Below are 20,134 nucleotides of genomic sequence, written 5' to 3' on the forward strand. Positions count from 1 at the left end.
CGTGATCGACCTCGGGATGTGCGATCCGGGGATGACCGCCTATCCGTCCGAGGGCGGGTTCCGAGGGTGGTCGGGCGGGTTTCGCGATCGGTTCCATGTGGCGACCGACAGCGCGACGCCGGGCTATGTGCATGGGCCGATGCCGGCAGGCGAGTGGAATGTCATCCTCGGGCTCTACAAGGTGCCAGCCGCTGGTGCCGAGGTGACGGTTACGGTGGAGCTCGACAACGGCGAGCGTCCCACCAATCCGCAGCCGGAACGGACGTTTCCGGTGCGGGCTGGGGCGGGGTGGTATCGGGGCGACCTCCACTGCCACACCTTCCATTCCGATGCGGCGGGCTCGCCCGAGACGCTGCATAAGGCCGCGCTGCAGGCCGGGCTCGATTTCCTCGCCATTGCCGACCACAACACCATCACGCAGCGGCGCTACTTCCACCCGGCCTCGTCGCCGGAGCTGGTGTTCGTGCGCGGCATGGAGGTGACCACCGCTGTCGGGCACGCCAATGTCTACGGGGTCGATGAGTGGATCGACTTCCGCATGACCAGGCCGTCCGACGCGCACGTGCTAGCGGAGATGGTGCACCGCAAGGGCGGGCTGTTATCGATCAATCACGACAAGCCGACCATTCCCTGGGACTATGAGTTTCCGGCGGCCGATTGCCAGGAGGTCTGGCAATCGACCTGGATGGCGTGGAACTGGGTGTCGCTGGCGCGCTGGCAAGAGCGGCTGGCGTCGGGTTTGCGGATCTCGGCGATCGGCGGCAGCGACTTCCATCAGCCGGCGAAGCTCCAGCCGGAGGGGCCGCTGGTGCTGGCGCGGCCGACCACCGTGCTGTGGCTGCCGGAACTCAGCGAAGACGCGGTGCTCGCCGCGATGAAGGCCGGGCGTGGCTATGTCACCGAAGGGCCGAAGGGGCCGCATCTCGAGATCACCGTCAATGGCCAGCCGATGGGCTCTGCGGTGACGGCGCCGCTCCACTGCGAGGCGATCGTGCGCGGCGCCCGCGGCGACTTGCTGCAGTGGATCGACGCGCGCGGCACCATCACGGAGCAGGAAATCAGCAGCGGCGACTGGCGGGGTGAGCTGGCGCTGCTCGACGGCGCCGAAAAGTTCGTGCGCGCCGAGATCATCGCCAAAGCCAGCCGGCCGTGGCTGATCGAGGAGTTCACCAAGGCGGCGAGCGAGCGCGGCGAGTTGCCGTGGCAGCTCAAAGGTTCGCACCTCACGGACGAGCCGATCCGGCGCGCCATCTCCAACCCAATCTACATCGATCAGGACTAGCTCATGTTTATCGGCAATGCCCCGTGTTCCTGGGGCATCAACTATCCCACCGGCAACGCCTACACCTGGCAGGAATATCTCGATCAGGTCGCGGCCTCGGGCTATCGCGGCACGGAGCTGGGGCCGTTCGGGTTCCTGCCCAAGGACAAGGCAGTGCTGGGGCGGGAGCTCGAGCGGCGCGGGCTGACACTGATCGGCGCAACGCATGTGCACACCTTCGGCGATCGCGCTTCGGCACCGGTGCTGCTGGCGACGCTGCGTGAGCTGGCCCCGCTGCTGAAGGACCTGGGCGCGAAACACCTCGTCATCATGGATGAGAGCAACTGGTACCCCGAGGGCCAGGAAGGCGTGCTCGATCGCGAGGGCTGGAACGGCCTCACCGCCACGGTGCGCGAAGCGCAGGCGGTGATCGAGGGTGAGTTCGGACTGAAGGCGAGCTTCCACCCGCATATCGGCACGGCGGTGGAGTTCGAGCGGCAGATCGACCGGCTGCTCGAGGAAACCGAAATCGACCTCTGCTTCGACACCGGACACCATGCCTTCTGGGGCCAGGACCCGCTGGCCTACATGGAAAAGGTATGGGGGCGGATCGCCTACATGCATCTCAAAAATGTCGATGCAGCGGTGCGCCAGCGCGTGCTCGACGGTAAGCTCTCGGTGGCGGCCTCCTATGGCGCCGGGGTGATGGCCCCCCTGCCCGATGGCGCTGTCGATATCCAGGCGGTGATGCGGTTCCTCGACGCCAAAGGCTTCGACGGCCCGATCGTCGTCGAACAGGACATCGCCGAAAATGCCGCGGAGACGCCGCTCGAACTGGCCAAGCGCAACTACGTCTACATGCAGGCGATCGCGTGATGGCAAAGCTCAGAGTTGGCCTGATCGGCCTCGGTGAAGTCGCGCAACTGATGCACCTGCCGCTGCTGGCGGACGACCAGCGCTTCGAAATCGCGGCGGTGACCGACGTCTCCCCCAGCCTCGTGGCGCATGTGGCGGAGCGCTATGGCGTGAAGACCCGGCACGCAACGGCCGAGGCGCTGATCGCCGATCCCGCAATCGATGCGGTGTTCATCCTGACGCCGGATTTCCTGCATGCGCCGCTCCTGGAGAAATCCATTCGCGTCGGCAAGCACGTGTTCATCGAAAAGCCGGCGGCGCTGACCGCGGCGGAATTGAAGCCGCTGCTGGAGCTCGAAAAGACCAACACCAAGACGGTGTTCGTCGGTTACATGCGGCGCTTCGCGCCGGCCTTCACGGCGCTCAAGCAACGGCTGCCGCCGCGCGAAGAAATCCGGCACGTACGGATCCGTGATCTGATCCGCGAGAGCCAGTTCTTCGTCGATCAGTCCCGCAACATTTTCCGGCCCACCGACGTGCCGGCGGAGGCGATCGCCGACGGCCGGACGCAGACGCAGGCGTTGCTGAAATCGGTGATGGGCGAGGCCCGCCCGGATCAGCTGCGGGCCTACCAGGTGCTCACCGGGCTCTCGTCACACAGCTTTTCTGCGATGCGCGAACTTTTCGGCGCGCCGAACGCGGTCGCGGCGGCGCGGCAGCATCGCGGCGAGAACGTGCTGGTGATGTTCGACTACGGCAGCTTCACCGCACTCTACGAGGCGGTGATCCATGACGTGGCGCGGTTCGACGCCGGCATCGAAGTGCTGACGCTCAACCAGCATTTCAAGATCAACTACGATACCCCGTATGTTCGGAACCTGCCCACCCGGCTGGAGATCACCACCTCGGATCTCAACTCCACCGGCACCGAGATCATCGGGCCATTCTACGAGGATGCTTTCCGGGTGGAGTTGGGCGCTTTCCACCATGCTGTGACAACTGGGGAAAAGCCCAAGACGTTGCTGACGGACTCTCTGGCTGACCTCGAACTGTTCGCCGAAGTCGGTCGTCATTTCCTCGAACAAAACTGACGTTGTCGTGGCCTGAAAGCCCCGAAAACCGGGGCTTTCAGGGTGTCATCGGGCTGTCATCGGAGTGCGGTTTAAGCGGCAGGAAAGCGCGTGCGGAATAAATCAGGCGCGCGCTGTCACAATGGAATTTCCGTTCCATTTTTCGCTTGCCAGCGGGCCCGCCGAGATTAGTCTGGTCCCCACGGTCGGCGTCAGATTGACCTGCCGCGGGATGGCCCGCAGGCGAACCTGGGAGAGACAACGATGAAACGTCGTGCGTTTATGCTTTCGGTCGGCGGCGCAGCCGCTGGCATGGTGCTGCTGCCGCGGATGGCCTTTGCCGAAGCCGGCAAGATCGACTGGTACACCTCGTCGGACCAGAACATCCTCGATTTCTGGACCAATGTGGTGAAGCCGAAGTTCGAGGCTGCCAACCCGGGCGTGACCCTGAACCTCGTGGATGCCGGCGATGCCGCCGGGCAGACCGCAATCGGCGAGCGCGCGCTGGCCGCGATGCAGACCAAGACCGATCCGCAGGCCGACTATTTCGAATCTGCCGACTGGCGCCTGCCGGCCGGGGCGGCCGATGCCGGGCTCTATGTGAACATCAAGGAAGCCGGGCTCTCGAACTATTCCAGGATCAACCCGCTGGCCTTCGACGGCGACTACTCGGTGCCGTATCGCGGTTCGCAGGTGTTGCTCGCCTATGACACCACCAAGCTCGACCCGGCGAACGCGCCCAAGACTTTTGCCGACCTCGTCACCTGGATCAAGGCGAACCCCGGCCAGTTCATCTACAACCGTCCCGACAAGGGCGGTTCGGGTGGCAACTTCGTCCGCCGCGCCATTCTCGAGGCGAACGGCAAGGACCTCGGCAAGTTCAAGATCGACAACTACACGCAGGAAGCCGGCGACGCCGCGCTGAACCCGGCCTGGGAGATCCTCAAGGACCTGTCGGGCTCGCTGTTCGACAACGGCGCCTATACCTCGGGCAACACCCAGTCGATCCAGTTGCTCGGTCAGTCGGCCATCACCATGATCCCGGCCTGGTCGGACCAGGCCATCCAGGCGATCAACACGGGCGTCCTGCCGGAGACGACCGGCCTCGTGCAGTTGCAGGACCTGGCGCTGCCGGGCGGCTTCTCGCGCTCGGTCATCCTGTCGAACGGTGTCAACAAGGACGCAGCGCTGAAGCTCGCCGACTTCATCCTCACCGAGGAAGTGCAGTCGGCCGTGCTGAGCGAACTCGGCGGCTTCCCGGGCGTTGCCTGGGACTATGTCAGCCAGGACCTGCGTGAAAAGTATGCCGACGTGATCCCGACCACCATCCCGACCTTCCCGGGCGGCGACTGGGAAAAGGCGATCAATGACGGCTGGTATCGCAACGTCGCCCCCAACGTGGACCGCGCTGCGTGAGCCTGACACCGGCGAGCGACATCGTCGGTAAGAAACCCGGCAGGGGGCTCACGGGCCTCCTGCTGGTCGCCATACCGGTTTTGCTGGTGTGCTGGATGGTGATCTGGCCGATCATCTCGGCGATCGGCCGTACCCTGTGGCTACCCAATGACGGCGGCACCGGGCGGAGCTTTTCGGTCGAAACCTACAAGTTCTTCTTTTCCGACCAGTACAGCCTCAACAACCTTTACGTGACGTTGTGGACCACCGGCGTCTGCGCGGTGCTGCTGGTGCTCATCTGCCTGCCTATCGCGCTCTATCTGCGTTTCGCCAAGGGGCGGCTCGCCGCCTATGTGCAAGGTCTCGCGATCTTCCCGATGTTCGTGCCGTCGATCATCCTGAGCTACGCGATCATTCGCGTGCTGGGCCCGAACGGCACGGTGGACCTCTTACTCAACTCGGTCGGCCTGCCGCACATCCGTTCGCCCTATCTGACGCCGTGGGGGCCAGTGATCGGACTGGTGTGGGACAACATCCCGCTGACCGTGCTGATCCTCATCTCCGGTCTCGGGGCGGTATCCAACCAGTCGATCGAGGCGGCGCGCGATGTGGGCGCCGGGCGCTTTGCGGTGCTGTGGCACATCATCCTGCCGCGCATTTCGAACTCGATCCTCGTTGCCGTCAGCTTCACCGTGCTTGGCATCTTCTCCTCCTTCACCCTGCCCTATGTGCTGGGGCCTGCGGCACCGGAAATGATGGGGCCGTTCATGCAGCGCACCTTCCGCGACCTGAACGATCCCACCAACGCCATCACCCAGGCAGTGATCGCCTTCGCATTCTGCATCGTTTTCGGGCTGTTCTACGTCCGCTCCGTCGCCAAGAACCGGGCCCGCTGAGATGGCGGGCGCGCTGACCGAGAAACGTATCGACTGGACCGGCATCGGCTTTGCCGTGGTGCTGACACTGGTGATCATCTTTCCGCTGGTGGTGGTCGGCACCTGGGCGTTCGCCAATGTGTGGCGCTACCCCTCGGTGATCCCGCAGGAATTCGGGCTCAGGTACTGGAACCAGACCCTGGCGCGGCCGGACGTGTGGAGCGCCATCACCATGAGCCTGAGCCTTTCGACGGTGGTGACATTCCTCTCGGCCCTGATCTGCCTGCCCGCCGCCTATGCCTTTGCGCGGCTCGAGTTTCCGGGGCGCAGCATCCTGTTCTTCTCGTTCCTCGCTGGCCAGGCCTTCCCGAAGTTCGGCCTGCTGGTCGCCATAGCCGGCATCTTCCTGACGCTCAACCTGATCGGCACGTTCTGGGGCGTGGTACTGATCCAGTTGGTGGGGACGCTCCTGTTCATGATCTGGATTCCGGTCGCCGCTTTCCAGGCGGTGGACCGAAGGATGGAGGAGGCGGCTCGCGATGTCGGCGCCTCGCCGGTGCGCGTCTTCTGGTCGATCACCCTGCCGCAAGCGGGGCCGACGATTGCCGCAGCGGTGCTGCTGAGTTTCGTAGGCACGTTCTACGAGACCGAAGGGGCATGGCTGATCGGCGCGCCGCAGATCCGCACCCTGCCGGTGCTGATGATCAGCTTCATCAACAATCAGCCGGTGATCCAATATGGCGCGGTGCTATCCGTGCTGCTGTGGATCCCGAGCTTCATCGCGCTGTTGTTCGCGCGCCGCGTCATCAGTTCGGGCAGCTTTGCCAAGGGCTTTGGCGGTTAAGGAATTCTCGCATGTCCGTGCTCGAAATCAGAGATGTGACCAAGGCTTTCGGCGCCACCAAGGCGGTGGACAGCTTCAACCTGACCGTCGGCGACGGCGAGCTGGTGTGCTTGCTCGGCCCCTCCGGTTCCGGCAAATCGACGCTGCTGCGGATGATCGGTGGCTTCGAGACGCCGACATCGGGCCACGTGGCGATCGACGGCGAGGACGTGACGCGGGTGCCGCCCGAGAAGCGGCCGACCGGCATGGTGTTCCAGAGCCATGCGCTGTGGACGCATATGAACGTGTTCAAGAACCTGGCGTTCGGGCTGAAGCTGCGGCGGCTGCCGGAAGCCGAGATCAAGCGCAGGGTTGAGGCCGTACTGGAGCTGGTGGGGCTCGCCGGCTATGGCCACCGCGCCACCAACCAGCTGTCGGGTGGCCAGCAGCAGCGCGTGGCGCTGGCGCGCTCGCTGGTGCTCGAGCCGAAAATTCTGCTGCTCGACGAACCTTTCGCGAGTCTCGACCAGCACTTGCGCGAGCGGCTTCGCGAAGAGGTTCGGGATATCCAGCAGCGGCTGAAGATCACCACGCTGTTCGTGACGCACGGGCAGGACGAGGCGCTGGCGCTGGCCGACCGGATCGTGGTGATGCGCGACGGACGGACCGAGCAGGCAGCGGCGCCCGACGTGGTCTATCGCGAGCCGGCGACACCATTCGTCGCGGGCTTCATCGGCACGATGAACCTCGTCGAGGGCGCTGTGGCCAATGGTACCTTCACCCATTCGGGCTTCACCGTGCCGCTGCCGGTGGGCGATGGCACGGCGACGCTGGCGGTGCGACCGGAGGCGCTGGAGATCGTTGCGGTGAATGGTGGCGGCATGGCCAAAATCCACCGCGTCACCGATTACGGCACCCATGCCATCGTCGATATCGAGCTGCCGGACGGCACGCGGCTCAAATCGATGACCAGTGAGGCGCGCGACTGGTCGCATGGCCAGCCGATCGACCTGAAGCCGAGGGCGTTTGCGGCCTACCGCGACAACGCGGCAATCCACCGGAGCAACTAAGATTATGGCCGACGCGATCTCGGTGACCCGGGCGGGTCATCGCACGTTCTTCAAGTGGCACCGTGGCCGGCGCACCGGCAGCGATCCGGTGTTCACCGGGCGGCGGATCATCGAGGGGATGCAACTGGGCGCCAGCGTCGAGGTGGACCTGGTGATCCATGCCGATGACGGCATGGCAGTGCTGCACAACCTGTCGCTGGAGCGCGAGACCACCGGCAGCGGACTGGTGCGGCAGACCTCGGCGGAGACGCTGCGCGGGCTGCATTTGAGGGACAATGACGGGCAGCCGATCGACGACAAGGTGCTGCTGCTCGAAGACCTCGCGGCGCTGATTGCGCGCGACGGCGCGCATCCTGAAGGGCTATTGCAGCTCGACTACAAGGAGGATGCGGCGGCGCTCAACCCGCGGGTGATCGCCAACTTCGCCAAGGCGTTGGCGCCGGTGGCGCGGCATTTCATCCTGTCGTCAGGCGATGCCGAGGCGGTGCGGATTCTGACCGACAGCACGCCGGGGCTGAGGATCGGCTACGACCCCTGCCACAAGGGCGCGATGGAGCGGCTGATGGAAACGCGGGACTACGCCGCCTTCGTCGCCGATGCCGCGGCGGCTTCGCCGAAGTCGGAGCTGGACTATCTCGAGTACCGGCTGGTGCTGGAGGCGGACCGCGACGGGTTCGACATTATCGGGGCGTTCCACGCGCATGGACGGCGGATCGACGCCTATACATTGCGACGGGCCGACGACGAGGGGATGGCGGTGATCGAGCGATTGCTCGAGCTGAAGGTGGACCAGATCACGACGGACGATCCGGAAGGGGTGGCCGCAGCGCTGGGTTGAGCCTCGATCTCTCCGCCATCTCCCCCCTTGCGGGGGAGAATGGAATTTCTTGGGCTTAGCTTCTTGGCTAAGCCTTAGAAATTCCAAGAGGGGGGACGCGGCGGGCACCGTGGCCCCGCCCCCTCTCTGGCGAAAGCTAAGGACTTACCTGCGCTAAGCCCAAGTTGTCGTTTTCTCCCTCCCAAGGGCAGGGCAATCGCATATGAAAGCCACCGGGCTCTCCGTGCTCCTCCACCGCGCAGCGGGGGAGGGGGACCAGCGAAGCTGGTGGAGGGGGCGGCCACAAAAACCGGCGCATCCTGCCGCCCCCTCCACCGCCTTCGGCGGTCCTCCTCCCCCGTTTCACGGTGGAGGAGCACTGACAGTTCAGCGCACAAAGTCATATGCGATTGCCCTGCCGCAAGGGGGGAGATGACCGAGAGGCCGGTGTTCGCCTCACACCCCCTTGGGGTGCTTCGCTTCCTTCTTCGGCACATCCTTCAGCTTGTCGATCAGATAAGCGTGCGTCGCCTTGTTGGCGACGATCATGGCGCCGGTCTGCTCGTAATATTCCGGTCCCCTGCCCCACCAGTCGGTGACAATGCCGCCGGCTTCCTGGACGAACAGGATGCCGGCCGCGGTGTCGACGAACCCAGTCTCCTCGTAGTAGCCGGTGAGCCGGCCCATCGCGACATATGCACAGGAATTGGCGGCGCTGCCGACAATGCGGACGGCGCCGACGGGCGCGCGGATGGCATCGAGACGCTCATAGGCGCCGGGATAGAGCGACAGGCCTGGGGTCGGCAAGCCGGTACCGATGTTCATCAATCCGATGTCGGTCTGCTCGGAGACCGTGAGCCGCTCACCGTTGAGGAAGCTGCCCTCTCCCACGATCGCCGTGAACATCTCGTCGGCGGGCGGATTGTAGAGCACGCCGACCACCGTCTCGCTGCCGCGGCGCAGCGCCAGCGAAATGGTGTAGTGCATGCCATTGATGAAGTTGGTGGTGCCATCGATCGGGTCGACCAGCCAGCGATACTCCTGGTCGGCCTTGTCGACGGGCGGGAATTCCTCGCCGGTGAAGCTCCAGTCCGGATAGCGCTCGAACAGGAACTTGCGGATCAGCAGCTCTGACTCCTTGTCGGCGTCGGAGACGAAATCCGCCGGCCCCTTGATGCCGATCTCGATGTCGCGGAAGCGCTTGAAATAGCCCAGTGTCAGGGCTCCCGCCTCACGCGCAACAGTGACCATGTCGGCAAGGACGGCGTCGTAGGAAATGCTCATCTGAATCACTCGCTCGGATAGAGCCGGAGCTTAGCGCGGGAATGACGGGGCCACATGTCCATTCGCGCGAAATCGGGCTCAGCCCAGGCATTGCTCGGCGACACTCGGGAGAATGGCGTCGATGCTGGCTGGCTCCGCTCCCGCCCCCTCAGGTTGCGTTGCGAAGAACTTGCTGTTCGATCCACGCATAGGTCGTTTCCAAGCCGGAACGCAACGATGCCGAGGGCCGCCAGCCCAGTGTTTCCTCGATGAGGCGGTTGTCGGAATTCCGTCCCCGCACACCCTGCGGACCAGGAATATGGTGCTTGTGCAGGGTCTTACCGGCGATTTCGGAAACCATGTCGACCAGTTGATTGATGGTCACCATTTCATCGGACCCGATATTGACCGGTCCTTCAAACGCCGAGCGAGTCAGCCGGATCGTGCCTTCGAGGCATTCGTCGATGTACAGGAACGATCGCGTCTGGTGGCCGTCGCCCCAGATTTCGATCTCGCCGTTGTTTCGCGCCTGAGCAACCTTGCGGCAGACGGCGGCGGGGGCCTTCTCCTTGCCTCCGGTCCAGGTTCCTTCGGGCCCGAAGATGTTGTGGTAGCGGGCAACGCGGTTGCTCATGCCAAAATTGCGGTTGTAGGCGAGGAAGAGTCGCTCGGAGAACAGTTTCTCCCAGCCGTATTCGCTGTCGGGGGCTGCGGGATAGGCGCTCGACTCGGCGAGGTTGGGGTTATCCGGATCTTCCTGATTGTAAGCGGGATACATGCACGCCGAAGACGAATAGAAAATCTTGGCGTTGTGACGCTTATGAGCGCTGTCCGACACGTTCAGGTTGATCGTCGCCGAGTTGTGCATGATCGCGGCGTCGTGCTCGCCGGTGAAGATATATCCGGCGCCGCCCATATCCGCTGCCATCTGGTAGATTTCGTCGAAGCGGCGGTCGATCACGCGATCAACGACATTGCGGTCGCGCAGATCTCCGATCACGAAATCATCGGCATGGGTCTCGGAGAATTCCGGAAACTTCAGGTCGACGCCCCTTACCCAGTGTCCCTCGGCCTTCAGCCGCTTGACCACGTGGCTACCGATAAAGCCGCCTGCGCCGCAGACCAATGAAGTTTTCATGCTGGAAATCCTGCTTGTGCGACAGCAACATACAGCATGTTGCTGTCGACAGCATATCCGTAGCGGCGGTGACCAACGCAAAAGGCAACGCCTTCGCAGCATGCGGACGGAAGTACACCACCCCCTGGTCGCTGTACCGCCCCCGTCGCCTCAGGGCGGAAAACGCCTGCATTTGCGCCGGGCGACAGCGGACTGGAAGGCAAGCTACGCGAAGCGCGTTTCCCTCGCCGGCAAGTCCACCAAAACCTGGTTGAGAACCAGATTTTCCGTTCTTGCCCGGCGACCGAAGAGTGTTTCGCGCCCGGCGGCGCCGATAGTTGGATTACCCCAGCAAAAGCATGGGGTTTTGCGGCACAAGGGGGTACATAGATGGCAATGTGAGACCGCTTTCATCCGGGCGGTCCACGCCGAAACCAGGAGTTCCCCGAATGAACCAGATTTCCATCCGCCGCGCGCTGGTCGCCGCCGCGCTGCTGGGCAGCGTTGCCGTGGCGCCGCTCGCCTTGGCGCAGGAGTTCGATGCCAATGCGACGATCCGCATCGGGTCGCTCTACGAGCCGCAGAACCTCGACAACACCGCCGGCGCCGGCCAGGGCATCAACGAGGCGTTCAACGGCAACGTCTACGAAGCGCTGTTCCAGCTGACCGATGCGGGCGCCGTGGAGCCCAAGCTGGTCGACAGCTACAGCGCCAGCGAAGACGGGCTCACCTATACCTTCAAGCTGAAGCCGGGCGTCACTTTCCATTCGGGCGATCCGCTCACGGCGGCCGATGTGAAATACTCGATCGAGCGCGTTACCGCCGAGGCCTCGAAGAGCTCGCGCAAGAAGAGCCTCTCGACCATTACCGGCATTGAGACGCCTGACGATTCGACGGTGGTGATTACGCTCTCGGCCCGCTCGATCTCGCTCCCCTACAACCTCAGCTATGTGTGGATCGTCAATGACAAGGCGACCGACATCACCGCGAGCGAAGATGGCACCGGCCCCTATACGCTGGGCGAATGGCGACGCGGTTCGGCGCTGGCGCTCAACCGCAATGACAAGTACTGGGGCAGCGCGCCGAGCAATGGCGAAGTGATCTACACCTACTTCACCGATGCCACGGCGCTGAACAACGCGCTGCTGACCAACGCGGTGGACGTCATCACCTCGGTGCAGAGCCCGGATTCGCTGGCGCAGTTCAGCGGCAACCCGGCCTACACGGTGACCGAAGGCGCTTCGACCACCAAGGAGCTGCTGGCCTGGAATGACCGCGTTGCGCCGTTCGACAATGTGAAGGTGCGCAAGGCCCTGGCCAAGGCCACCGACAAGGCGAAGCTGCTCAATTCGATCTGGGGCGATTACGGCACGCTGATCGGTTCGTTCGTGCCGCCGACCGACCCCTGGTATGTCGACCTGACCGGCGTCGACGCCTATGACGTGGACGCGGCCAAGGCGCTGCTGGCGGAAGCGGGCTACCCCGATGGCTTCGAGTTCACGCTCGATACGCCTGACTACGACCCGCACCCGATCGTCGCGCAGTTCCTGCAGGCCGAGTATGCCAAGGTCGGCGTGAAGGTGAACATCAACATCATCACCGCCAACGAGTGGTACGAGAAGATCTACAAGGCGCACGACTTCCAGGCGACGCTGCAGGAGCACGTCAACCACCGCGATATCGTGTTCTACGGCAACCCGGATTTCTACTGGGGCTACAACAACCCTGAAGTGGTGAAGCTGATCGCCGACTCGGAAGCCGCGGCAACGGTCGACGAGCAGGCCGCGCAGCTGACGGAAGCCAACAAGCTGATCGCCGAAGATGCGGCCAGCAACTGGCTCTACCTCTACCCGCAGATCGTGGTGTCGGCCGCCAACGTCACCGGCTATCCAGTGAATGGGCTGAACTCGCAGTTCTTCGCCTATGGGATCCAGAAGGCGAAGTAAGCTCTTGGAGGGCGGCGCGCGTCGCCGCCCTCATCCAGCCTGCCATCAACCTCGGTGTCATCCCCGCGCAAGCGGGGATCTCTGTTTTCTGCTGCAGCATTGCAAACAGAGTTTCCCGCTTGCGCGGGAATGACCCGGTGGGTGGGGCGCGATAAGGTGGGCAAACCACAAGACTGAAGGCCACACTCCCATTCTCACCTACCTCCTCCGGCGCCTCGCCATCCTGCTGCTGTCGCTGCTGATCGCGGCGATCGTGCTGTTCGTACTGCTCAGGCTGCTGCCGGGCGATCCGGCCAATGCGCTGCTCGGGGTCGGCGCGACCGAAGCGCAGATCGCGGCGGCGCGGACGCAGGTCGGCTCCGACCAGCCGCTGCTGACACAGTTCGTCAGCTTTGTCGGTAACCTGGCGCGGTTCGACCTCGGCACCTCCTTTGTCAGCAAGGCGAGCGTCTTGGGCGAGATCGGCAACCGACTGAGCGTCACGGTGCCGCTGACCATTCTCGGGTTCCTGCTCGCCATCGTCATCGCGCTGCCGCTCGGGATCATCGCGGCGGTGAAGGCGGACCGCTGGTACGGGGCGGCGATCTCGATCGTCAGCCAGTTGGGGATCGCCATTCCGGTGTTCTGGCTCGGCATCCTCATCGTCACGATCTTCGCCATCAACCTCCGGCTGTTCCCCTCGGGCGGCTTTCCGCTGAAAGGGTGGACGAGTTTCGGCGAAGCGGCCATAGCGCTGGCGCTGCCGGTGCTGACGGTGGCGCTGGTGATCGCGGCGTCGCTGCTGCGCTATGTGCGGTCGGCGACCCAGGACGTGATCGGCAGCGACTATATCCGCACGGCGCGGGCGCTGGGCTCGGGCTTCACCGAAGCGCTGGTGCGGCATGGCGTCCGCAATGGCGCGGTGCCGGTGATCTCGATCCTCGGCATTGAGCTGGCGACGACGTTCCTCGGCGCCGTGGTGGTGGAAAAAGTGTTCGCGCTGCCCGGGCTTGGCTCGATGCTGCTGCTGGCCATCCAGCAGCGGGACTATCCTAATGTGCAGGGCGTGCTGTTCATTTCGACGCTCCTGGTGCTGTTGATCGGCTTTGCCGCTGACCTCTTGCAGCGCTTCATCGATCCGCGGCTGCGCGGCCGGGCGGGCGCCCCGTGAGCGCGGTGGCGGCAACTGCGCCGCGCGCACGCGGCTCGCTGACGCTGTGGCTCGGGCTGCTGCTGGTAGGCCTCCACATCGCGGTGGCGCTGCTGACGCTGGTGTGGCTGCCGTATGACCCGGCAGCGCTGACCGGCGGACGGCTGACGCCGCCGTCGTGGGAGCACTGGGCGGGGACCGACCGGCTGGGCCGGGACTTCTTCACTCAGATCATGATCGGCTCGCGCATCGCCCTGATCGTCGGCATCTCGGCGGTCGCGATCGGCGGGTTGATCGGGGTGACGCTCGGCGTCCTCGCCGCCTTCGCGACGCGGCTGCTGGACGATGCGCTGGCGGCGACGCTCGATATCCTCATCGCCTTCCCGACGCTGCTGATCGCCATGCTGGTGGTGGCGGCGAGCGACACGGCGAGCCTCGGGACGGCGGTGCTGGCGCTCGGCATCGCCTTGTCGGCGATCGTCGCGCGCCTGACGCGCATCCTCGCCAAGCGCGTGCTGCTGATGGATTACATCACCGCGGCGCGAACCTCGGGCACCTCGTGGCTCGGCATCGTGTTTCAGCATGTGCTGCCCAATATCTGGCCAACCCTGTCGGTGAATTTTGCGCTGCAGTTCGGGCTGGCAGTGATCGCCGAGGCGTCGCTCAGCTATCTCGGGCTGGGCGCCCCACCGCCCAATGCCTCGTGGGGCCGGCTGCTGCAGGAGGCGCAAGGCACGGTCTACACCGCACCGATCGGCGCGATCGCGCCGGGCATTGCCCTGGTGTCGCTGGTGATCGGGGTGAACCTCCTCGCCGACGGGTTGCGCGATATCGGTGATCCGACGCGAAGGGGTTCGCGATGAGGTGCTCTTCGCCTACCCGCTGCCGCCTTGCACCGGCGTCATTCCCACGAAGGCGGGAACCTAGTGGGATGCCGCGACAAGCGGTGACGTGGATGGATCGCAACTGGGTCCCCGCCTTCGCGGGGATGACGCCGGTGGGTGGGGCATAGATGCAGCCACTTCTGCAGATTCAGGATCTCAACCTAACCGTCGATGGCAAACCGCTGGTCACCGACCTCTCCTTCTCGATCGCGGCGGGCGAGCGGTTGGGGCTGATCGGGGAGAGTGGTTCGGGCAAATCGCTGACCGCGATGGCGGCGACCGGGCTGTTGCCGCGGGCCATCACCGCGACGGGCGCGGTGACACTTGGCGGACAGCAGGTGATCGGAGCCCCGGAGCGGGTGCTGAACGGCTTGCGCGGCACGGTGGCGGCGTTCGTGTTCCAGGAACCGCTAACGGCCCTCGATCCATTGCTGCGGGTTGCCCAACAGGTGGCGGAACCGCTGCGGCGGCGAGCGCGGCGCGACGGGCACGAACTCGCAGGCAGTGCGCTCCAGCGCGAAGTGCTGGCGCTGCTCGAGCAGGTCGCCCTGCCCCAGCCGGAACGCATCGCCCGCTCCTATCCGAATGAGATTTCCGGTGGGCAACGGCAGCGGGTAGCGATTGCCATGGCGCTCGCCTGCCAGCCGCAGTTGCTGATCGCCGACGAGCCGACCACGGCGCTCGATGTGACGACGCAGGCGGAAATCCTGAAGCTGCTCGATGGGTTGGTGCGGGAGCGTGGCATGGCGCTGCTGTTCATCAGCCACGACCTGCCGGTGGTGGCGGAGATCGTCGAGCGGGTGGTGGTGATGCAGCGGGGCGTGGCCGTAGAGACCGGGCCGGTGCGCGAAGTGTTCGGCGCGCCGCAGCACGACTATACCCGCGCGCTGGTGGTGGCCGCCAAGGCGTTCGATGGCGCACTGGAGGGCACCGCATGAGCCTCGTCAGCGTGCAGAATGTCAGCTTCGGCTATAGCCGCGACCGACTGGTGCTCGATGGGGTGTCGCTCGAGATCCGTTCCGGCGCCAGTGTGGGGCTGGTGGGAGAATCCGGTTCGGGCAAGACCACCCTGCTCCGGCTGCTGCTGGGCCTGACGAGGCCAAGCGCGGGGGAGATCCGCTTCGATGGCGCGACCCTCGATACCCGCAGTAGCCGTTACATGCGCGACTATCGCCGGCAGGTGCAGGCGGTGTTCCAGGATCCCTACTCCTCGCTCGATCCACGCCAGAACGTGCTCGGCATCGTCTCCGAGCCGCTGCGCTCCCTCGGCATCCCCGGCGATCGGCCCGCGCTGGTCGAGGCGGCGCTGGTTTCGGTGGGGCTGGAGCCGGATATCCTCGGGCGCTATCCGCACGAGTTCTCCGGCGGGCAACGGCAGCGTATCGCCATCGCCCGCGCCATTGTCGCCAAGCCGAAACTACTGCTGGCCGACGAAGCAGTCAGCGCGCTCGATCTCTCCACTCGCATCCGGATCGTCGAGCTCTTGAAGCAGCTCGCGGCCGACATGACGCTGGTGTTCGTGTCGCACGATCTCGGCGTGGTGGCGGCGCTCTGCGACGAGATGGTGATCCTCGAAAAAGGCCGGATCGTCGAAGCCGGCGCCACTCGCAAAATGCTCGCCGACCCCCAACATCCATACACGCGGAAGCTGCTCGGCAGCGTGCCGCGCATGCCTGCCTGACCCCAAGGACGACTCCAATGACTAACTCTGCCGACTATCTCGCCGCGCTCGACGCCTGGAAGGCGAGGCGCCTCAACAACCTCAAGGCGCCGAATGGCTGGCTCAACATTATCGGCCGCTTCGTGCTCGATCCCGGCACTGCCAGTGTCGGTACCGCTGAAGACAACGACATCGTCATCTCGGCCGGCCCGGCGCAGCTCGGGACGGTGACGCAGGAACCGGACGGCACGGTGACGTTCCAGCCGACCGACGGCGAGGCGATCCACATCACGCCGAACAAGAAGAGCCCGCCGAAGTTCCAGCTGGGCACGCTGCTGTGCGAGATCACCACGGTGAACGGCGACAACGCGCTGCGTATCCGCGACACCGCGTCGGCGGCGCCAGGCGCCTTTCCCGGCATCGAATACTTTCCGGCGCAAGAGGACTGGCGGATCACCGCCCAGTGGGTGCCGTTCGAGGCGCCCCTGGAGATGGACGTCGACACCACCGGCAACATCCGCACCGGCGTCGCGGTGACGCACAAGGCGGTGTTCACCCATGAGGGCAAAACCTACGAGCTGATCGCCACGCATGGCACGCCGCAGGCGCCGCAATTCGTGATCCGCGATCCGACCTCGCGGGATTCGACCTACCCGGCCTCGCGTTTCCTCTATGGCGAGCAGGTCACTGAGAACAGCATCGTTCTCGACTTCAACAAGGCGATCAACCCGCCCTGCGCTTTCACCGAGTTCGCGGTGTGCCCGCTGCCGCCGCCGGAAAACGTGCTGCCGTTCCGCATCGAGGCCGGCGAGAAGCGACTAGCCGAGCTGCACTAGAGGTCAGGCGGTCTGCAGCTCGAGCGGCAGGACTTCACCGCTCGCATCGCGCATCTGCGCCAGTGTCGTGCGATCGAGGACTTCGGCGATGGCGTTGCGGACATTGAGCATGGTGTGGCGAACCTGGCAGGTCGCCACATCGCAGTCGTCGCAGGCTTCGTAGCGAGTGTGGCTGGCGCAGGGGATCGGCGCCAGCGGCCCGTCGAGCACGCGGACGATCGAGCCGACCTTGATCTCCTCGGGCGGACGAGCCAGGCGATAGCCGCCGCCCTTGCCCTTGCGGCTCTGCACGATGCCGGCATTGCGGAGGTCGCCGAGGATGGCGTCGAGGAACTTCTTCGGAATCTTGTTCGAGGACGCGATATCGGCGACCAGCGCCAGCTCGCCGGGCGGGAACTGTGCGAGGTGCACCAGCGCTTTGAGGCCGTATTTTCCCTTGGCAGTCAGCATGGCCGAAATTCTTCCCGGGCAGCGGTTGGCGCCCGAGATATAAATTCCAGCGATTAGCTATACAAGTGGAGCTTTCGCGTCCCCCTATCGGCCGGGCTCAAGAGACCTGGCGCCGGCCGATGGGGAAGTAGGCGAGCCCGGCGGCTTCGACCACCGAGGGCTCGTAGAGGTTCCGGCCGTCGAAGATCGCCTTTCGCCCGAGTCCCCTGGCGAGCGCGGCGAAATCGGGGTTCCGGAAGGCCTTCCATTCGGTGACGATCACCAGCGCATCGGCGCCCGCGACGGCCGCCATGGCCGACTCGACAAAGGCGATCCGACCGACATCGCCACCGAGATCGAGTGCCAGAACGCGCTTCGCCTCGGCCATCGCGGCGGGATCATAGGCCCGGATCAGGGCGCCGCGGCGGACAAGCTCGGCGATCAGCACCCGGCTGGGCGCATCGCGCATGTCGTCGGTATTGGGTTTGAACGACAGACCCCAGACGGCGAAGGTCAGCCCGGTGAGGTCATCGCCGAAACGGGCCCGGATCTTGGCCCCCAGCACGTCCTTCTGCGCCGTGTTGGCGGCCTCGACGGCGGCGAGGATGCGCAACTCGCGTCCGTGCTCTGCCGCGGTGCGCCGAAGTGCGCTCACATCCTTGGGAAAGCAACTGCCGCCATAGCCGGTGCCGGCATAGAGGAAGCTGTAGCCGATGCGCGGGTCCGAGCCGATGCCGCGACGGACCAGTTCGATGTCGGCGCCGAGGTCCTCTGCGAGATTGGCGAGTTCGTTCATGAACGAGATGCGCGTCGCCAGCATGGCGTTGGCGGCATATTTGGTGAACTCGGCCGAACGGACGTCCATCACCATGGTGCGATCGTGGTTGAGGGTGAACGGTGCGTAGATCTGGCGGATCAGCTCGAGGCCGCGCTGGCCGGATGGCGTGCTGTCGGCGCCGATGATGATGCGATCCGGACGGTTGAAGTCGGCGACCGCCGCGCCTTCCTTGAGGAATTCAGGGTTGGAGATAACGGTGAAATCGGGCTGCCCGAGGCGCGCCCGTTCGGCCGGGTCGGCGGCAAAGCCACGCTTCAGCAGTTCGGCGGTGATGGCCTCGGTGACGCGATCGCCAGTCCCCACCGGCACTGTGGACTTGTCAGCTACCACTTTGAAGCCGGTGAAATGCTCGCCGATGCCGCGCGCCACGGCGAGCACGTATTTGAGATCGGCCGACCCGGTTTCGTCCGGTGGCGTGCCGACGGCGATGAACAAAGCTTCGCCATGCGCGACGCCGGCCGCGGCATCGGTGGTGAAAGAGAGCCGGCCCGCGGCGCGACTGCTGGCAACGATTGCCTCGAGCCCCGGCTCGTGGATCGGGACCTGGCCACTATTGAGCAAGGCTACCTTGGCGGCATCGATATCGACGCAGACGACATGGTTGCCGGCATCAGCGAGGCAGGCCCCGGTGACGAGGCCGACATAGCCCGAGCCGAATACTGTTACTTTCATCCACCGCCCCGAACAGAACCCGCAGCCTTTATGCGCGGCAACTTAGGTGCATCGCAACCACTGGCAAGATCAGGCGCGGCCGAACTCGTCCTCGATGCGGATGATATCATCCTCGCCCAGGTAGGAGCCGGTCTGCACCTCGATCAGCTCGAGCAGGATCTTGCCGGGGTTGGCGAGGCGGTGCACGCAACCGAGCGGCAGGTAAATGGACTCGTTCTCGGTCAGCATCGTCACCTTGCCGTCGAGGGTCACTTCGGCAGTGCCGCTGACCACCACCCAGTGCTCGGCGCGATGGTGGTGCTTCTGCAGGCTGAGTTTCTTGCCGGGCTTGACGAACAGGCGCTTCACCTGGAAGCGGTCGCCGTTCAGCACCGAGGAATAGCCGCCCCACGGACGATAGGCCGTGCGGTGGATCTCGGTGAGGCCCTGGGTAGCCGGATCGGCCCGCAGCGCCTTGACCATCGAGCCGACCCGCTGTGCGTCCGACAGGCGGCCGACATAGATGGCGTCCTCCGACGCGATGATGGCGACATCCTCCAGCCCCTCGACGGCGATGTGGGCGCGCTCGGAGACGATCAGCGAGTTGCGGGTATTGGACAGCGTGGCGTTGCCGTTGCTGACGACGTTGCCCGCGGCGTCCTTGCCGGACACCTTCCACACCGCGTCCCAGGCGCCGAGGTCCGACCATGGGAAAGTCACCGGCACCAGGGCCACCTGACGCGACTTTTCAAAAATGGCGTAATCCACCGAGATGTTCGGCGCCGTGCTGAAGCCGGCTTCATCGAGGCGGATGAAATCGAGGTCAATTTTCGCCGCGGCAACAGCGACCACGGCAGCAGCGAAAGTCTCGGGCGTCAGCGCCTCCACCTCGCTGAGGAAGCTGGTAACGCCGAGCATGAAGGTGCCGGAGTTCCAGAAATAGCCGCCGGCGGCCAGCAGCTTTTCGGCGGTGGCGAGATCGGGCTTTTCGACGAAGCGGGCCACGGCGCGAACCCCGTTGCCGAGCTCGGCGCCGGCCTCGATGTAGCCGTAGCCGGTTTCAGGGGCGGTGGGGGTGATGCCGAAGGTGACAAGCCGGCCCGCCCGAGCGGCCGCGGCCGCGGTGTCGACGAACCACCAGCCCGCCCCTATACCCATCCGACCCTGCCGACGAGCGCTCGAGTGTAGGTTGCCGTGCTGCCCGCACTCTTCAAA

At 64.9% G+C, this 20,134-nt stretch carries 19 protein-coding genes; 14 read left to right on the forward strand and 5 right to left on the reverse strand.

Annotated elements, in window-relative coordinates:
• The 8 genes from VW23_RS29185 to VW23_RS25855 all read left to right on the forward strand — a co-directional run.
• A partial coding sequence (locus VW23_RS29185) for a CehA/McbA family metallohydrolase (protein ID WP_069912352.1) occupies positions 1-1,282 on the forward strand: 1,282 nt, incomplete at its 5' end.
• A gap of 3 nt (positions 1,283-1,285) precedes the next feature.
• A complete protein-coding gene (locus VW23_RS25825) occupies positions 1,286-2,137 on the forward strand; it encodes a sugar phosphate isomerase/epimerase family protein (protein ID WP_084646490.1) in 852 nt (283 codons plus the stop codon).
• Positions 2,137-3,207 carry a Gfo/Idh/MocA family protein gene (locus VW23_RS25830; RefSeq protein WP_069912353.1) on the forward strand — a complete coding sequence of 357 codons (1,071 nt, stop codon included), beginning with the start codon at positions 2,137-2,139 and terminating at the stop codon, positions 3,205-3,207. Before VW23_RS25825 ends, VW23_RS25830 begins: the two co-directional genes overlap by 1 nt.
• Positions 3,208-3,450: 243 nt before the next feature.
• Positions 3,451-4,602 carry an extracellular solute-binding protein gene (locus VW23_RS25835; RefSeq protein ID WP_069912354.1) on the forward strand — a complete coding sequence of 384 codons (1,152 nt, stop codon included), beginning with the start codon at positions 3,451-3,453 and terminating at the stop codon, positions 4,600-4,602.
• Positions 4,599-5,477: an ABC transporter permease gene (locus tag VW23_RS25840; protein WP_069912355.1), complete on the forward strand. Its 879-nt coding sequence runs from the start codon at positions 4,599-4,601 to the stop codon at positions 5,475-5,477. The genes VW23_RS25835 and VW23_RS25840 overlap by 4 nt, the downstream gene beginning before the upstream one ends.
• 1 nt (position 5,478) lies before the next feature.
• Complete coding sequence (locus VW23_RS25845) at positions 5,479-6,300, forward strand: ABC transporter permease (protein ID WP_069912356.1); 822 nt, start codon at positions 5,479-5,481, stop codon at positions 6,298-6,300.
• Between the two features lie 11 nt (positions 6,301-6,311).
• Positions 6,312-7,349 (forward strand): ABC transporter ATP-binding protein, encoded by a 1,038-nt coding sequence (locus tag VW23_RS25850; protein WP_069912357.1) that lies wholly within the window; start codon positions 6,312-6,314, stop codon positions 7,347-7,349.
• A 4-nt stretch (positions 7,350-7,353) separates the two neighbouring features.
• Positions 7,354-8,187: a glycerophosphodiester phosphodiesterase gene (locus VW23_RS25855; RefSeq protein WP_069912358.1), complete on the forward strand. Its 834-nt coding sequence runs from the start codon at positions 7,354-7,356 to the stop codon at positions 8,185-8,187.
• Positions 8,188-8,622: 435 nt separating this feature from the next.
• Here the strand turns inward: VW23_RS25855 and VW23_RS25860 are convergent, their stop codons facing one another.
• Both VW23_RS25860 and VW23_RS25865 read right to left on the reverse strand, forming a co-directional pair.
• A complete protein-coding gene (locus VW23_RS25860; protein WP_069912359.1) occupies positions 8,623-9,450 on the reverse strand; it encodes an inositol monophosphatase family protein in 828 nt (275 codons plus the stop codon).
• 148 nt (positions 9,451-9,598) lie between these two features.
• The gene (locus VW23_RS25865; protein ID WP_069912360.1) at positions 9,599-10,567 is read right to left on the reverse strand and encodes an NAD-dependent epimerase/dehydratase family protein; all 969 of its coding nucleotides are present in this window, start codon (positions 10,565-10,567) and stop codon (positions 9,599-9,601) included.
• 428 nt (positions 10,568-10,995) lie between these two features.
• Here VW23_RS25865 and VW23_RS25870 point away from each other — a divergent pair, with 428 nt between their 5' ends.
• The 6 genes from VW23_RS25870 (at position 10,996) to VW23_RS25895 (ending at position 17,001) form a co-directional block, all read left to right on the forward strand.
• Positions 10,996-12,492, forward strand: coding sequence for an ABC transporter substrate-binding protein (locus VW23_RS25870; RefSeq protein ID WP_084646491.1), 1,497 nt, complete (start codon positions 10,996-10,998; stop codon positions 12,490-12,492).
• 190 nt (positions 12,493-12,682) lie between these two features.
• Positions 12,683-13,642: an ABC transporter permease gene (locus tag VW23_RS25875; protein ID WP_141728502.1), complete on the forward strand. Its 960-nt coding sequence runs from the start codon at positions 12,683-12,685 to the stop codon at positions 13,640-13,642.
• A complete protein-coding gene (locus VW23_RS25880; protein WP_069912362.1) occupies positions 13,639-14,484 on the forward strand; it encodes an ABC transporter permease in 846 nt (281 codons plus the stop codon). Before VW23_RS25875 ends, VW23_RS25880 begins: the two co-directional genes overlap by 4 nt.
• Positions 14,485-14,633: 149 nt before the next feature.
• Positions 14,634-15,443, forward strand: a complete 810-nt coding sequence (locus tag VW23_RS25885) for an ATP-binding cassette domain-containing protein (RefSeq protein WP_069912363.1) — start codon at positions 14,634-14,636, stop codon at positions 15,441-15,443.
• A complete protein-coding gene (locus VW23_RS25890) occupies positions 15,440-16,186 on the forward strand; it encodes an ABC transporter ATP-binding protein (protein WP_069912364.1) in 747 nt (248 codons plus the stop codon). Before VW23_RS25885 ends, VW23_RS25890 begins: the two co-directional genes overlap by 4 nt.
• 17 nt (positions 16,187-16,203) lie before the next feature.
• Positions 16,204-17,001, forward strand: coding sequence for a DUF1684 domain-containing protein (locus tag VW23_RS25895; RefSeq protein ID WP_069912365.1), 798 nt, complete (start codon positions 16,204-16,206; stop codon positions 16,999-17,001).
• 3 nt (positions 17,002-17,004) lie between these two features.
• Here the strand turns inward: VW23_RS25895 and VW23_RS25900 are convergent, their stop codons facing one another.
• The 3 genes from VW23_RS25900 to VW23_RS25910 all read right to left on the reverse strand — a co-directional run.
• The gene (locus tag VW23_RS25900; protein WP_069912366.1) at positions 17,005-17,451 is read right to left on the reverse strand and encodes an RrF2 family transcriptional regulator; all 447 of its coding nucleotides are present in this window, start codon (positions 17,449-17,451) and stop codon (positions 17,005-17,007) included.
• A gap of 97 nt (positions 17,452-17,548) precedes the next feature.
• Complete coding sequence (locus VW23_RS25905; RefSeq protein ID WP_069912367.1) at positions 17,549-18,940, reverse strand: UDP-glucose dehydrogenase family protein; 1,392 nt, start codon at positions 18,938-18,940, stop codon at positions 17,549-17,551.
• A 69-nt stretch (positions 18,941-19,009) separates the two neighbouring features.
• Positions 19,010-20,134 (reverse strand): mannose-1-phosphate guanylyltransferase/mannose-6-phosphate isomerase (locus VW23_RS25910; RefSeq protein ID WP_141728503.1); only part of this gene is annotated, 1,125 nt, incomplete at its 5' end.

Source organism: Devosia insulae DS-56 (assembly GCF_000970465.2).
Taxonomy (GTDB): Bacteria; Pseudomonadota; Alphaproteobacteria; order Rhizobiales; family Devosiaceae; genus Devosia_A; species Devosia_A insulae.